The organism is Microbacterium protaetiae (assembly GCF_004135285.1).
GTDB lineage: Bacteria > Actinomycetota > Actinomycetes > Actinomycetales > Microbacteriaceae > Microbacterium > Microbacterium protaetiae.
Genome location: NZ_CP035494.1, coordinates 1,295,091 through 1,309,478 on the forward strand (window position 1 = coordinate 1,295,091; position 14,388 = coordinate 1,309,478).

The 14,388-nt window shown below is 70.5% G+C and carries 14 protein-coding genes; 8 read left to right on the forward strand and 6 right to left on the reverse strand.

The annotated features are described in order from the left end of the window. Window positions 1-24 precede the first annotated feature (24 nt). Window positions 25-1,212 (forward strand): xylose isomerase, encoded by a 1,188-nt coding sequence (xylA, locus tag ET475_RS05980; RefSeq protein ID WP_129387174.1) that lies wholly within the window; start codon window positions 25-27, stop codon window positions 1,210-1,212. 196 nt (window positions 1,213-1,408) lie between these two features. Then, a complete protein-coding gene (gene xylB / locus ET475_RS05985; RefSeq protein ID WP_129387177.1) occupies window positions 1,409-2,692 on the forward strand; it encodes a xylulokinase in 1,284 nt (427 codons plus the stop codon). 129 nt (window positions 2,693-2,821) lie between these two features. Here xylB and ET475_RS05990 read toward each other — a convergent pair whose 3' ends face one another. Together ET475_RS05990 and ET475_RS05995 are read right to left on the reverse strand one after the other, a co-directional pair. Beyond that, a complete protein-coding gene (locus tag ET475_RS05990; RefSeq protein WP_129387180.1) occupies window positions 2,822-4,294 on the reverse strand; it encodes a lipase family protein in 1,473 nt (490 codons plus the stop codon). Window positions 4,295-4,529: 235 nt separating this feature from the next. Beyond that, a complete protein-coding gene (locus ET475_RS05995; RefSeq protein ID WP_129387183.1) occupies window positions 4,530-4,790 on the reverse strand; it encodes a hypothetical protein in 261 nt (86 codons plus the stop codon). Between the two features lie 139 nt (window positions 4,791-4,929). On the opposite strand from ET475_RS05995, the gene ET475_RS06000 reads away from it, so the two are divergent. Together ET475_RS06000 and purB are read left to right on the forward strand one after the other, a co-directional pair. Beyond that, the gene (locus tag ET475_RS06000) at window positions 4,930-5,436 is read left to right on the forward strand and encodes a low molecular weight protein-tyrosine-phosphatase (protein WP_129387186.1); all 507 of its coding nucleotides are present in this window, start codon (window positions 4,930-4,932) and stop codon (window positions 5,434-5,436) included. Between the two features lie 30 nt (window positions 5,437-5,466). Beyond that, window positions 5,467-6,840 (forward strand): adenylosuccinate lyase, encoded by a 1,374-nt coding sequence (gene purB, locus ET475_RS06005; protein ID WP_129387189.1) that lies wholly within the window; start codon window positions 5,467-5,469, stop codon window positions 6,838-6,840. A 949-nt stretch (window positions 6,841-7,789) separates the two neighbouring features. Here purB and ET475_RS18310 read toward each other — a convergent pair. From ET475_RS18310 to ET475_RS06020, 3 genes are all read right to left on the reverse strand, one after another. Beyond that, window positions 7,790-8,242, reverse strand: a complete 453-nt coding sequence (locus ET475_RS18310) for an amino acid transporter (protein ID WP_129387192.1) — start codon at window positions 8,240-8,242, stop codon at window positions 7,790-7,792. Continuing rightward, complete coding sequence (locus tag ET475_RS06015) at window positions 8,239-8,883, reverse strand: DUF308 domain-containing protein (RefSeq protein WP_129387195.1); 645 nt, start codon at window positions 8,881-8,883, stop codon at window positions 8,239-8,241. Before ET475_RS06015 ends, ET475_RS18310 begins: the two co-directional genes overlap by 4 nt. 91 nt (window positions 8,884-8,974) lie before the next feature. After that, window positions 8,975-10,132 carry a trans-sulfuration enzyme family protein gene (locus ET475_RS06020; RefSeq protein WP_129387198.1) on the reverse strand — a complete coding sequence of 386 codons (1,158 nt, stop codon included), beginning with the start codon at window positions 10,130-10,132 and terminating at the stop codon, window positions 8,975-8,977. A 90-nt stretch (window positions 10,133-10,222) separates the two neighbouring features. On the opposite strand from ET475_RS06020, the gene ET475_RS06025 reads away from it, so the two are divergent. Next, entirely contained in the window at window positions 10,223-10,837 is a 615-nt protein-coding gene (locus ET475_RS06025; protein WP_129387201.1) for an NAD-dependent epimerase/dehydratase family protein, read from the forward strand. On the opposite strand, the gene ET475_RS06030 is transcribed toward ET475_RS06025, so the two are convergent. Next, window positions 10,834-11,400, reverse strand: coding sequence for an NAD(P)H-dependent oxidoreductase (locus tag ET475_RS06030; protein ID WP_129387204.1), 567 nt, complete (start codon window positions 11,398-11,400; stop codon window positions 10,834-10,836). The two genes, ET475_RS06025 and ET475_RS06030, sit on opposite strands and share 4 nt — an antisense overlap. A gap of 120 nt (window positions 11,401-11,520) precedes the next feature. On the opposite strand from ET475_RS06030, the gene ET475_RS06035 reads away from it, so the two are divergent. The 3 genes from ET475_RS06035 to ET475_RS06045 all read left to right on the forward strand — a co-directional run bounded on the left by ET475_RS06035 (window position 11,521) and on the right by ET475_RS06045 (window position 14,366). Then, window positions 11,521-12,075, forward strand: coding sequence for a flavin reductase family protein (locus ET475_RS06035; protein ID WP_129387207.1), 555 nt, complete (start codon window positions 11,521-11,523; stop codon window positions 12,073-12,075). An 87-nt stretch (window positions 12,076-12,162) separates the two neighbouring features. Next, window positions 12,163-13,185, forward strand: coding sequence for a zinc-dependent alcohol dehydrogenase family protein (locus ET475_RS06040; protein ID WP_129387210.1), 1,023 nt, complete (start codon window positions 12,163-12,165; stop codon window positions 13,183-13,185). Window positions 13,186-13,199: 14 nt separating this feature from the next. Further along, window positions 13,200-14,366, forward strand: coding sequence for a MalY/PatB family protein (locus ET475_RS06045; protein ID WP_129387213.1), 1,167 nt, complete (start codon window positions 13,200-13,202; stop codon window positions 14,364-14,366). Window positions 14,367-14,388 lie beyond the last annotated feature (22 nt).

Consider the following 14,388-nt stretch of genomic DNA (forward strand, 5'->3'; position numbering starts at 1 on the left):
TCTCTTGCGCCGCGAAGGAGCGTCATGGTCACCCCCACCCCCGCCGACAAGTTCACGTTCGGCCTCTGGACGATCGGCTACAACGGAACCGACCCGTTCGGCGGCCCGACCCGTCCCGCCCTCGATGTCGTCCACGCCGTCGAGAAGCTCGCCGAGCTCGGCGCGTACGGTCTCACGTTCCACGACGACGACCTGTTCGCGTTCGGCTCCACTGACGCCGAGCGCCAGAACCAGATCGACCGCCTCAAGCAGGTGCTGGCCGACACCGGCCTGGTCGTGCCGATGGTCACCACCAACCTGTTCAGCCCGCCGGTGTTCAAGGACGGCGGCTTCACCTCCAACGACCGCGCCGTGCGCCGCTACGCGCTGCGCAAGGTGCTGCGCCAGATCGACCTGGGCGCCGAGCTCGGCGCGAAGACGCTCGTCATGTGGGGCGGCCGCGAAGGCGCCGAGTACGACGCCGCGAAGGACATCCGCTCGGCCCTGGAGCGCTACCGCGAGGGCGTCAACCTGCTCTCGGAGTACGTCATCGACAAGGGCTATGACATCCGCTTCGCCATCGAGCCCAAGCCGAACGAGCCGCGCGGCGACATCCTGCTGCCGACCGTCGGACACGCGCTCGCGTTCATCGGCTCGCTCGAGCACCCCGAGATGGTGGGCCTGAACCCCGAGGTCGGGCACGAGCAGATGGCCGGGCTGAACTTCGCCGCCGGCATCGCCCAGGCGCTGTACCACGGCAAGCTTTTCCACATCGACCTGAACGGCCAGCGCGGCATCAAGTACGACCAGGACCTCGTCTTCGGTCACGGCGACCTGCACAACGCCTTCGCGCTCGTTGATCTGCTCGAGAACGGTGGCCCCGAGGGCGGCCAGGCCTACGACGGCCCGCGCCACTTCGACTACAAGCCGTCGCGCACCGAAGACGAGACCGGTGTGTGGGACTCGGCCGCCGCCAACATGCGCACCTACCTGCTGCTCAAGGAGCGCGCCGCCGCCTTCCGCGCCGACCCCGAGGTCAAGGAGGCCCTGGCCGCCGCTCGGGTGGCCGAGCTCGCCGAGCCGACGCTCGGTGCGGGCGAGGGGTATGCCGAACTGCTGGCCGACCGCTCGGCGTTCGAGGACTTCGACCCCGACGTGTACTTCGGCGGCAAGGGCTTCGGCTTCGTGCGCCTGCAGCAGCTGGCCACCGAGCACCTGCTCGGCGCGCGCTGACACCCGTCCGCACGGGGTGGTCGCCCTCAGCCAGATTTGATCGGAGAGCGGCGACCACCCCGTGCAACAACTCAGTCTGTGCGCACCCCCGGCAAAGACACGGCCGCGGATTCACGCGGTTCGCTCCCGGCAGGGCCCGCGCGCAGACTGAGTTGTTGCACGCTGTACCGACGACAACCGACGAAGGAGAGGCGCCATGGCGCTGGTGGCAGGGGTCGACTCGTCGACCCAGTCATGCAAGGTCGTGGTGGTCGACGCCGCGACCGGCCGTATTGAGCGGCAGGGTCGCGCGTCGCATCCGAACGGCACCGAGGCCGACCCGGCCGCGTGGTGGGACGCCCTTCAGACCGCGATCGCCGAGGCCGGTGGGCTGGACGATGTCGCGGCCTGGGCGATTGGTGGCCAGCAGCATGGCATGGTCGTGCTCGACGAGGCCGGTGAGGTGATCCGGCCCGCGCTGCTGTGGAACGACACACGTTCGGCGGGGGCGGCAGCCGATCTCATCTCCGAATTCGGTGCCGACGCCCTGGCAGCGCGTACCGGCCTGGTGCCGGTCGCCTCGTTCACCATCACCAAGCTGCGCTGGCTGCGCGACAACGAGCCCGCTCACGCCGCGCGCGTAGCCGCCGTCGCCCTGCCGCACGACTGGCTGACCTGGCGGCTGCGCGGGTTCGGACCCTCGAATCCCGACCTCTCCGAGCTGGTCACCGACCGGTCTGATGCCTCGGGCACCGGCTACTGGGGCGAGAACGGGTACGACCGCGAGCTGCTCGTGGCCGCCCTCGGCCACGACGCCGTGCTGCCGCGTGTGCTCGAAGCCGGCGAGTCTGTTCGGGATGCCGCGGGCCGCACGGTCGGCGGCGGTGCCGGCGACAACGCCGGTGCGGCGCTGGGCCTGGGCGCGCAGCCCGGTGACGCTGTCGTGTCGATCGGCACGAGCGGCACGGTCTTCGCCGTCAGCGGCGAGCGCGTCATCGACCCCAGCGGCACCGTGGCGGGCTTCGCGTCGGCCGATGGACACTGGCTGCCGTTGGTGGCCACGATCAACGCGTCACGCGTGCTCGAGGCGATCCGCGGGCTGCTCGGCGTCGATCACGCCGGGCTCAGCGCGCTGGCGCTGAGCGCCGACCCGGGGGCCGGCGGGCTGCGGCTCGAGCCGTACTTCGAGGGTGAACGCACCCCGAACCTGCCCGACGCCACGGCGACCCTCTCGGGGATGACGCTGGCCTCGACAACACGCGAGAACCTCGCCCGCGCTGCAGTCGAGGGGATGCTGGGCGGACTCGCCTACGGAATGCAGACGTTGCGCGAGCTCGGCGTTCCGCTGCATCGGGCCTTGCTGATCGGCGGCGGGGCGCAGTCCGAGGCCGTGCAGCGCATCGCGCCGGACGTGCTCGGCATTCCGGTCGAGGTGCCCGCGCCCGCCGAATACGTCGCGCTGGGCGCCGCCCGGCAGGCGGCCGGGGTGCTCGCGGGCTGACCTCGGCGCCGCACTGGGCCGACCTCGGCGCCCCGCCGCGCCGGCCGTGCTGCCCGTTCAGCCGCGCGCCGTTCAGCTCGCAGGACATTCTGCAGAATCACCCCGCCGAGGCCCCCGACACGCCCGGGATCACCAAAAGTTCCTGCGAACCGAACGCGAACCCGGTGAGGAGGGCGGCGAGGAGGACGGCGGTGGCACCGGCGACGGACCCGGCGACGGCGTCGGCACCGGCTTCGGCGCGACCGGCGCGCCCACCCGCGCCGCGTTGTACTCGGCCGCCGCCACCGACCTCGCGCCACGCAACTCGCCGAGTGCCACCCGCATCTGGGCAGCACGCGGGTCGGCTGCGGCATCCACCATCCGGGCCGTCGCGACGTACGCCGTCAGATGGTGCGCGGCCACCGAGAGATCCTGCAGGCCGGGCACCGGGTCACCGGCGCGTTCGACGACCATGCTCCCCTCGGCGCCGACACGCGCATCCGACCCGCCGGCGGCCAGGCTCTGCACGACATCATCTGTGTGCCGCAGCTGCACACTCAGCGTCTCGTCGCCCACCGCCGCCTCGGTCGGCGACCCCGCCGTCACCAGCATCGACACGTCGTACCCGCCTTGCACCGCCAGCCAATCGGCGATCATCCCGCCCTGTGAGTGCCCGAACAGGTACACCTGCGCGCCCGGCGGAACACCGGCATCCGCCATCGCCGCCTGCACAGCCTCGTAGGCGGCGGAGTCCTGACCGAAGTACATCTCAAGGTTGGAGCGCATGTCCCACGGATCGGTCTCATCGCCGCCGGGCACGAAATCACGCGTGCCGGCCAGGTAGACGGCATAGCGCATCGAGCCGTCGGGCATTGCGTAGCTCTCGATGCGCACGCGCGCGTCGTCGTCGGGAATGCGACCGAGGGCATCGGCGAGCCCGTCGGGCGGCGACACGAGTGACGAGGCAAAGGTCTGCTGCAGTCGCACCGGTTCCGCCGCACCGGCCAGGGTCATTCCGGGTGCGATTCTGCCTGCGCCCAACATGCGGATGAGCGCCTGCGCACCCTGTGCCGCCTGTGGCAACGCACCGGCGATCGACATCAGCTCGAGGCCGAACAGCGGCGACGCGAGGGCGACCAGCGCCGGCGCCAGCATCACTCCGCCGTTGGACGGGCCGGCCAGCTGCGCCCCGACCTGCAGGTCACGGGCCGCCGAGGCGGCATCGGCGTGCGCGAGGGCCTCGGGATGCCGCGACCCGAACACCATCAACGCGAGAGAGCGCGCCGCCACCGTCCCGACGCCGCCGTGCACCGCCGCGCGCGCACGAAGCTCGATCACCTCGTAGGTATCGGCGGCGGTGCGCAGGTCGGCGACCAGGTCATCGAGGTCGTCGGCGCACGACGACGCCATCCAGGCCGACCGCCCGATGAGGGAGGTCGTGGTCGACAGTACGGCGGTGGCCTCAGGCCCCAATGCGGACAGGTTCCGAGCCGCGGTCGACAGCGCCTGCGCGGCATCCCGCAGCCGTGTCCGCAGGACGGCCCACCGGGCGGCCGCGCGCCGCAGGCTCTCGGTGTCGACCGCCACGACACCCCCGTCACGGATCGTGATGTCATCGCTCATGCGCACGCCCGCCCCGGACGGCATGCGCACGCCCGCCCCGCACGGCATGCGGACACCCCGCCGCACCGCCCGCACACGCCCCGCCCACGCCGCCCACACACGCACCGCCCGCACCCGCACACGCACCGCCCGCCCCGCCCACGCCGCCCACACACGCACCGCCCGCACACGTACCGCGCCACGCCGCCTCGCACGGCATGAGCATGCCCGCCCCCACCGCACGCCCGCCTCGCGCTCACTGCGCCCCCGCCAGCGCCACCACGCGGCCGGCCCGCGCCACGCGCAGCTCTTCGCGCTCATCGTCGACGCCTGCGAGAAGGGCGACGATGTCGTCGTCCCACCGTTGCCACCGGCGGTGATACTGGGCCACGGCGGCCGACTCCCACGCGGTCTCGGCGGCGATCGTCGTCGCCTGCGCGCGCAAGACGGGCAGGGCGGCGGCGACGTCGTCGAGTGTCTGCAGCGCGGCATCCAAGGTCGTCAGAACCGGGTCCATTCTTCGACACTGGCACCGCGCAGAGCGCCCGGAAGACCACCGTGCCACTTCCGTGGACAACTCGCGTCGGGGGGATGCCTGGGGAGGAATCGTGCGAAAAATCTTGGGCTGCGGCATCCCGAGTCAGCAGAATGGAGAGATGACCGGTGGTTCCGCGCCCTTTCGCGTCGTGTTCGTGTGCACGGGCAACATCTGCCGATCGCCGATGGCAGAGGTCGTGTTCCGCTGGTTCGCCGATTCGGTCGGACTCGGCGACCGCATCGTGTCCACCAGCGCGGGTACCGGCGACTGGCATGTCGGCGAGCGCGCCGATCGCCGCACCCTCGACGCGTTGCGACGCCATGAGTTCACCGCAGACGCGCACCGCGCACGCCAGTTCTCCTACCGCGACTTCGACGAGAACGATCTCGTTGTCGCACTCGACACCGGACACGAGCGCGTGCTGCGCGAGTGGGCGCGCGACGACGAAGACGAGGCGAAGATCGCCCTGCTGCTCTCGTTCGACCCGCACGCGCATGGTGCCCGCGATGTGCCCGACCCCTACTATGCGGCGCCCGAGATGTTCGACGAGGTGCTCGGTATGATCGAGAGTGCGTGCCGGGCGCTCTTCCGGCAACTCGAACCCGCGATCCGTGCTGCCGGCTGACCCGTGGCGCGCCCGACGGACGGGAGACCCGTGACCACTCTGCCCCCTCAGCCCCTGAGCCCCCTCGACGGACGCTACCGCGACGTCGTCGTCGGGCTGGCCGAGCACCTCTCCGAAGCCGGGCTGAATCGCGCCCGCGTCGAGGTCGAGGTGGAATGGCTGATAGCACTGACCGACCGCGGTCTGTTCGGCACACAGCCGTTGCGGGATGCCGACAAGCGGCGTCTGCGCGAGCTCTATGAGAACTTCGGTCAGGCCGAGATCGACTGGCTCGCCGAAAAAGAGGCCGTCACCCGCCACGACGTCAAGGCCGTCGAGTACCTCGTGCGCGACCGGCTGTCGGCGCTCGGGCTCGACGCCATCGCCGAGCTCACCCACTTCGCCTGCACGAGCGAAGACATCAACTCCGCCTCCTATGCGCTGACCGTGCAGCGCGCGGTGACCGGCGTCTGGCTGCCCAAGCTGCGCGAGGTCATCGCCAAGCTGCGTGCCATGGCTCACGAGCACGCGGATGCCGCGATGCTGTCGCGCACGCATGGGCAGCCGGCGACCCCCTCGACCATGGGCAAAGAGCTGGCCGTGTTCGCCTGGCGCCTCGAGCGCGTGGCCGCACAGATCGAGGGCGGCGAGTACCTGGCGAAATTCTCCGGCGCGACCGGAACGTGGTCGGCGCACCTGGCCGCGGCGCCCGACGTCGACTGGCAGGAGCTCTCGCGCTCGTTCATCTCCGGGCTCGGGATCGGCTTCAATCCGCTGACCACCCAGATCGAGTCGCACGATTGGCAGGTCGAACTCTACGACCGCGCGCGGCATGCCGGCGGCATCCTGCACAATCTGGCGACGGATGTCTGGACCTACATCTCGCTCGGCTTCTTCGCACAGATTCCCGTGGCCGGCGCGACCGGCTCGTCGACCATGCCGCACAAGATCAACCCGATCCGGTTCGAGAACGCCGAGGCGAACCTCGAGATCTCGGGGGGCTTGTTCGCGACGCTCGCCTCGACCCTGGTGACCTCGCGCATGCAGCGCGACCTGACCGACTCGACCACCCAGCGCAACATCGGGGTGGCGTTCGGCCATTCGCTGCTGGCGCTGGAGAACCTGCTGCGCGGACTTGACAACATCTCTCTCTCACGCGACGTGCTGCTGGCTGATCTCGACGCCAACTGGGAGGTGCTGGCCGAGGCCATCCAGACCGTGGTGCGCGGCGAGATCGCGGCCGGAAACTCGTCAATCACCGACCCCTACGCCCTGCTGAAGGACCTCACCCGTGGACACCGGGTGGGCCGCGACGATCTGGCTGCGTTCGTGCGTGGACTCGACATCTCGGATGCCGCGAAGCAGCGCCTGCTCACACTGACGCCGGCCAGCTACACGGGGGTTGCCGAGCAGCTCGCGCGATAGCGCCACGGTCGCGCTGCGCGGGTGGGCGGGCGCGGGGCGAGGTTGCGCGCGGGAGCCCCTACTTCACTCGCGCTACCCCATTCCGCGAACGCGCACGCAAATCGCATGCGCATCAGCAGAAAACAACAGCGCGAACGAAAACGCCCCGCGAAACGGGGGCACGAACGCAGACACGAGCAACGAACGCAGAAACGAGTAGCGAACGCAGGCGGGCGCGAACGCAGAAACGAGCAGCGAACGCAGAAACGGGTAGCGGGTGCAGGATCCGGGCAGCGCGCGAGGACACCGAGCCGACGCGGAGCGCCCCTACTTCACTCGCGCTACCCCTTCCGGCGAACGCGCACGCAAATCGCATGCGCATCAGCAGAAAGCGACAGCGCGAACGAAAACGCCCCGCGAAACGGGGGCACGAACGCAGACACGAGCAGCGAACGCAGAAACGAGTAGCGAACGCAGGCGGGCGCGAACGCAGACACGAGCAGCGAACGCAGAAACGGGTAGCGCGTGTGGGATCCGGGCAGCGCGCGAGGACACCGAGCCGACGCGGAGCGCCCCTGCTTGACTCGCGCTACCCCATTCCGCGAACGCGCACGCAAATCGCATGCGCATCAGCAGAAAACAACAGCGCGAACGAAAGCACCCCGCGAAACGGAGGCGCGAACACAGACACGAGCAGCGAACGCAGAAACGAGTAGCGCGCGCGGGCGCAGGCGGGCGCGCGGGAGCCCCTGCTTCACTCCCGCTACCCCATTCCGCGAACGCGCACGCAAATCGCATGCGCATCAGCAGAAAACAACAGCGCGAACGAAAACGCCCCGCGAAACGGGGGCGCGAACGCAGAAACGAATAGCGAACGCAGAAACGGGTAGCACGCGCAGGCGGGCGCGAACGCAGAAACGAGTAGCGAACGCAGAAATGGGTAGCGCGCGCATCGCGCGGGGAGCCCGCCTCAGTGATCCGTGGGCGTTCCGCGTTCGTCGTCGGCCGGCTTCGCCGCGGCACCCCGACCCGCAGCACCCCGCCCCGCAGCATCCCTACCCGCAGCATCCCGCCCCGCCGCGGCATCCCGCCCCGCCGCGGCATCCCGACCCGCGGCGGCGTCGTGCTCCACGGCGTCGTCCCGGGCGATCAGCACCGGCTTATCGACGGCGTGCGTGACCTGCGTGGGCTGCACAGCCAGCAGCAGCAACGAGATGACGACCACCGTCACGATGAACGTGATGCCGGCGACGACGCCGGCCACCACCAGCGCATGGGCCGACTCGCCGGGGAATCGGTTCTGGAAGAATCCCATCGCCACGAGGGTGACCACACCCGCGAAAAGCGCGGCGACGAGGGCGAGTCCGAGCAGCTGCGCGGGCCTCATCAGGTCGCGGCGAGTGGTGGGGCGCTGGTCGCTCATGCGGCACCTCCGGGGTGTTCATCGGATGCCGCGGCCAACTCGGGCGTGGCGTCTTTGCGTGGGGAGAATCCGGCGATGCCCAGATACACGGCCGCTATCGCCGTGTACGCGCCGAAGATGCCGACGCCGATCGTGATGCCGGTCAGGGTGAAGGTCTGGTGCGCCTCGTCGATCGTGTAGTTCAAGGCGTACCCGGCCGGAACGCACAGCAGCGCGATGGCCAGCACGACGCCCAGCGCGCCGATGAAGATCGCGTCGCGCGCGTCGGGCAGGCCCGCGCGCCGGGCGCGCAGCCCGACCACGCCCTCGGCGACACCGGTGGCCAGGGCCCACACCGCCACGAGCACGAAGAACGTGGTGTCGCTGCGCAAGGGTCCGATGCCGGCGATCATGCCGGCGACCACGTCGAGCACGCCGATCAACACGGCAGCGCCGCGACGCCCCCTGGGATAGACGAGCCAGGCCGCCGCGAACATCATGATCGCCGTCAGAATCGCGAAGCCGCTGAACACCGAAAGGCCGAACGCCGAGGAATGGTCGGGCGAGAACGTGACCATCGCGGCGGCGATTGCGGCGGCGACGGCGCGCGCGAGCTGCAGATGGCGCACCTCAAGCGGGCGTGCGGCAGAGGCAGAAGACACGGCGGAACCTCGACAGGAGAGGGCTCGCGAACGGCGAGGCGGACTCTTCCAGTCTAGGTCGTGCGGCGCGCGCGGGGATTCAGCCGGATCATCACCCCAGCGCCGCCGCCAGGTCGGCGACGAGGTCGTCGGCGTCTTCGAGGCCGATCGACAGGCGCACCACGTCGGCGCCGGGCCGCGCTTCGGGGGCGACATGCCGGTGGCTGATGGCGGCGGGATGCTGCACGAGCGAGTCCACTCCACCCAGTGAGACGGCGTGAGTGAAGATGCGCAGCGCCGAGGTGAAGCGCTCGGCGGCGTCGAATCCGCCGCGCAAGGCTATCGAGACCATGGCGCCGGGTCCGCGCAGCTGCGTGCCGAGGATTCCGGTGGTGTCGGCATCGGGGTAGTACACGCGGGCGACGGCGGGATGCTGCCGCAGAGCCGCCGCGATCCGCTGAGCGTTCTGCTGCTGGGCGCGCATGCGCACCGGCAGCGTTGTCAGTCCGCGATGCAGAAGATATCCGGCCAGGGGATGCAGCACCGAGCCGGTCGCGGTGCGCACTCGTCGCAGCGCGATGGCCGTGTCGGCATCGCACGCGATAGCGCCGGCGATGACGTCGCCGTGTCCGCCGATGTACTTCGTCGCGCTGTGCAGCGCCAGGCGTGCGCCGTGTGCGAGCGGGTTCTGCAGCACCGGGGTGGCGAAGGTGTTGTCGACGAGAACCGGAACGTCCCCGGCCTGGGCGACGACCGCGGCGATGTCGACGAGGTCGAGGGTGGGGTTGGCCGGGGTCTCCATCACGACGAGCCCGGTGTCATCGCGGATCGCCGGGGCCACGGCATCCACAGCGCAGAACGTGCGCTCGATGCCCAGCAGATCACCGGCCAGCAGCGCATCGGTGCCGCCGTAGAGCGGCCGCACTCCGACCACGTGCCGCTTGCCGGTCGCCGCGCACAGCGCGAGAAGCGCGGCGGTCATCGCGGCCATTCCCGACGCGAACGCGACAGCCTCGTCGGCACCCTCGAGCGCGGCGAGAGCGTCTTCGAACCGCGCGACGGTGGGGTTCCACAGCCGGCCGTAGACGTTGCTGCCTGCTTCGGGCGGGCGCCTGCCGCCGGTGAGCGCCTCGTATGAGTCGCCGCCGCGTTCGATGTCGGGCAGCGGGTTGGTCGACGACAGGTCGATCGGCAGCGCGTGCACGCCGAGTTCGTCGAGCCCCTCCCTGCCCGCGTGCACGGCAATGGTGTCGGGATGGAGCTCGCTCATGGATCCACGATAGTCACGCTGCGGGATGCCGCGACGCGGCGTGGCACGGCTCCGGCCCCGCACAGCCACGTCGGGCCTACCATCGGGAACATGCGCGTGTTCTTGGCCGGGGCATCCGGCGTGATCGGTCGTCGTCTCGTGCCGCTGCTGCGGATCGCCGGTCACGAGGTGGCCGGGCTCACCCGTTCGCCGCAGAACGCGGCCCTGATCGACGAGCTGGGTGCGACCTCGGTCGTCTGCGATGTCTACGACGCCGACGCCCTGGCCGCCGCGCTGGCCGGGTACCAGCCCGACCTCGTGCTGCACGAGCTGACCGATCTGCCCGACGACCCCGCCCAGATCGAGGATTTCCGCGAGCGCCACGCCCGCATCCGCATCGAGGGCACCCACAACCTGCTGGCCGCCGCGCGCGCCGCGGGGACCACCCGCGTGCTCGCGCAGAGCGTCGCCTGGCCGATGCCGGCCGGGCCCGCCCACGATTCGGTCGCCGAACTCGAGCGGTCGGTGCTGGCCGCCGGCGGCGTCGTGCTGCGCTACGGGCAGTTCTACGGCGAAGGCACCTACCATGCCGACACGATCCCGTCCGCGCCGCGCATCCAGATCGACCGCGCCGCCGAGGCCACCGTCGACGCGCTCGACGAGGCGACCGGCGTGCTCGAACTCACCGACGACGGGATCCGCCGCGTCGCGGCATCCCTCGACTAAATCGTCGAGAGAGGGGATGCCGCTGCCCGCGCCTTCAGCACGGGCAGTGCGGCTTCGACCGCGCGGGTGACGGCGGCCGGCAACGCGGTGCCGATGATCCGCCCCTCGGCGAAGTCGGCGGAGCGCGCATAGACGCCGATCGGCAGGGTGTGCGCGCGGAAGAAGGCGAACAGCGGACGCAGCTCATGATCGATGGCGAGTGAATGCTGGTCATTGCCGCCGCCGGCGGTCAACAGCACCGGGGTGTCTGCGAGGGCGTCGTGGTGCAGCAGGTCGAAGAAGTCCTTGAACAGGCCGGTGTACGCGCCGCGATAGATCGGGGTGCCGACCACGACGATGTCGGCCTCGGCCACCGCCTGTTGGGCGGCCAGCACGGGAGCCGACACCGCGCCCGCGGTCAGAGCCCGGGCCAGGTCGACGGCGAGCGTGCGCAGCTCGAGAACCTGGCGTTCGACGGGGACGGCGCGCTCGATCTCGTCGAGCACCGCCTCGAGAAGAAGGTTCGTGGTCGAGGGTGCGCGCAGGCTTCCCGACACCGCGACGATCTGCAAAGTGGTGGACATGGCTCCATGCTCGGCGCTTCGTTGCCCTGCCGGGGCGTGTGTTTCGCCCCGTTTCCGCTGTGTGACGCTTCGCGTCATGACCCTCGCATCCGCCCGCGCCCCGCGCTTAGCGTGGCGGTCATGAGCACTCCTGCATCCGTTCCCACGCCACAGGTGCACGGCTTCGCGTCGCTCGGCGCCGACGAATTCAAGGCACTGTTCCGCGGTCATCCCGGCGGCGTCGCGGTCATCACCGCCGACCCCGGTGATGGTCCCGTCGCGCTCACGGCCACCTCGGTCGCCTCGGTGAGCGCCGAACCGCCGCTGCTTATCTTCTCGGTGTCGCAGCTGTCGTCGGCGGCATCGGCGCTCGTGCGGGCCGACACGGTCGTCGTGCATCTGCTCGACTCGGCCGACCTGCCGCTGGCCCGTCTGGGCGCCACCAGCGGCGTCGACCGGTTCGCCGACACCGATCGCTGGTCGCGGCTGGTCACCGGCGAGCCGGTGTATTCCGACGTGCGCGCGTGGGTGCGCTGCGCGGTGATCGAGCGCATGGATGCCGGTGGCTCGACTGTGATCGCCGCGCACGCGCTGCAGTCGCAGGTATCGAGGGATGCCGCCGCCGGCGCTCTTGTCTACCACGACAGGTCGTGGCACCGACTCGGCGACGCCTCGCGCATCGAGCAGCCCGCGTAGCGGCGGAGGACCTCAGCGCCGCACGCGCGACCTCGGCGCGAGCCGACAGAGCGCGCGAGAATGGTACGGCGAGCCGAGGAGGTCCAGATGTACGGAGCAGTCATCCACGCGCCGGGAGACGTGCGGTACGAGCAGCGCGACGACCCGACGATCGAGGCACCGACCGATGCCGTCATCCGTCTGGCGGCGACCTGCGTGTGCGGGTCGGACCTGTGGACCTACCGGGGCACGAACCCGATCACACGTCCACTGCGCATGGGGCACGAGTACGTCGGGGTGGTCGAAGAGGTCGGCTCCGAGGTGCGCACCATCGCTCCCGGCGACTTCGTGATCGGTTCGTTCATGGCCTCCGACGGCACGTGCGAGATCTGCCGCGCCGGGTATCCGTCCCGGTGCGTGAACGTCGTGTCGATGGGGTCGCTGGGCGCGCAGGCCGAGCTTCTGCGCGTGCCGTGGGCCGACGGCACGCTGGTGGCCACGCCGGGTGCGCCCGCGCCCGAACTCGTTCCGTCGCTGCTGGCGGCATCCGATGTTCTGGGCACCGGCTGGTTCGCCGCCGATGCCGCAGCCGTCGGGCCCGGCAAGACCGTGGCCGTCGTGGGTGACGGCGCGGTCGGACTGCTCGGTGTGCTGGCCGCGAAGGCGCTGGGCGCCGAGCGCATCATCGCGATGAGCCGGCACGCCGACCGGCAGGCCCTTGCCCGGCGCTTCGGCGCGACCGACATCGTCACCGAGCGCGGCGATGACGGCGTCGAGCGCATCAAGGAGCTCACGAATGGCCTCGGCGCGCACAGTGTCATCGAGGCGGTCGGCACGCAGGAGTCGATGCTGCAGGCTATCCGCTCGACGCGCGCCGGTGGCCATGTCGGGTTCGTCGGCGTCTCGCACGGTGTGTCGTTGCCCGGTGAGCTGCTCTTCTACAGCGAAGTGCATCTGTTCGGCGGTCCCGCCCCCGTGCGCCGATACCTGCCCGACCTCATCGACCGCATCTGGCATCGCGAGATCGATCCCGGGCTGGTCTTCGACCTGACTCTTCCGCTGGCCGAGGTCGCCGAGGGCTACAAGGCGATGGACGAGCGTCGCGCGATAAAGACACTGCTGCAGCCGTAGGCGATCATGGAGGGATGATCTCTTTCTTCGACGCCCTCACCGAAGACGAGCTGCGCCGCGCCGGCGGCATGAAGTGGTCGACGCATCCCGACGCGATCGGCGCGTTCGTCGCCGAGATGGACTTCGGCACCGCCCCCGCCGTGCACGACGCGCTGCATACGTGGGCCGACGGCGGGCTGTTCGGCTACCCGCCGGCGCGGCTCGTCAACGCGATGACGCAGGCGTGTGCTGACTGGCAGCGTGACGCCTACGGATGGGATGTCCCGCTCGAGCGGGTGCGTCCGCTGGCCGACGTGCTCTCGGGGTTGTCGACGGTCATCGAGCTTTTCACTCCTGCCGGCAGTGCGATCGTGCTTCCCACGCCCGCGTACATGCCGTTTCTCACGATTCCTCCCGCGCACGGGCGCGAAGTGGTCCAGGTGCCGATGCACCGCGACGAGTCCGGCTGGCACCTCGACCTCGACGGCATCGACCGCGCGCTTGCGGCCGGCGGCGGGCTGCTCGTCTTCTGCAATCCGCACAATCCGATCGGCAAGGTGTACACGCGCGAAGAGATGCTCGCGGTCGCCGAGATCGTCGAGCGGCACGGGGCGCGGGTGTTCTCCGACGAGATCCATTCACCGCTCGTGTACTCGTCGTCGCAGCACGTGCCCTATGCGTCGGTGTCGCCGGCTGCGGCATCCCACACCATCACCGCTACCTCGGCCTCCAAGGCCTGGAACCTGCCGGGACTCAAGTGCGCGCAGCTGATCCTGTCGAATGATCGGGATGCCGCAGCCTGGGCCGACAGCCGACGCGCGATGTCGGCCGAGCACGGCGCCAGCAACCCCGGTCTGGTCGCGAACGCGGCCGCCTTCGCCGACGGGCGAGGGTGGCTGAGCGATGTGGTCGGGTATCTCGACGGCAATCGCGCGCTCATGAGCGAGCTGGTCGCCGAGCACCTGCCGGACGTGGAGTATCTGCCGCCGGAGGGCACGTATCTCGCCTGGCTCGACTGTCGGGCGCTGGGTCTGGGCGACCACCCGGCCGAGTTCTTTCTCGAGCAGGCGCGCGTCGCCGGTACCGACGGCGCCCTGTGCGGGGATGCCGGGGCGGGCTCGGTGCGCTTCAACCTCGCGCTGCCTCGGCCGATCCTGCGCACGGCCATCGAGCGGATGGGCGCCGCGCTGCGCGATCGCTGACCGGCCGCTCGCGCGGGTCGCT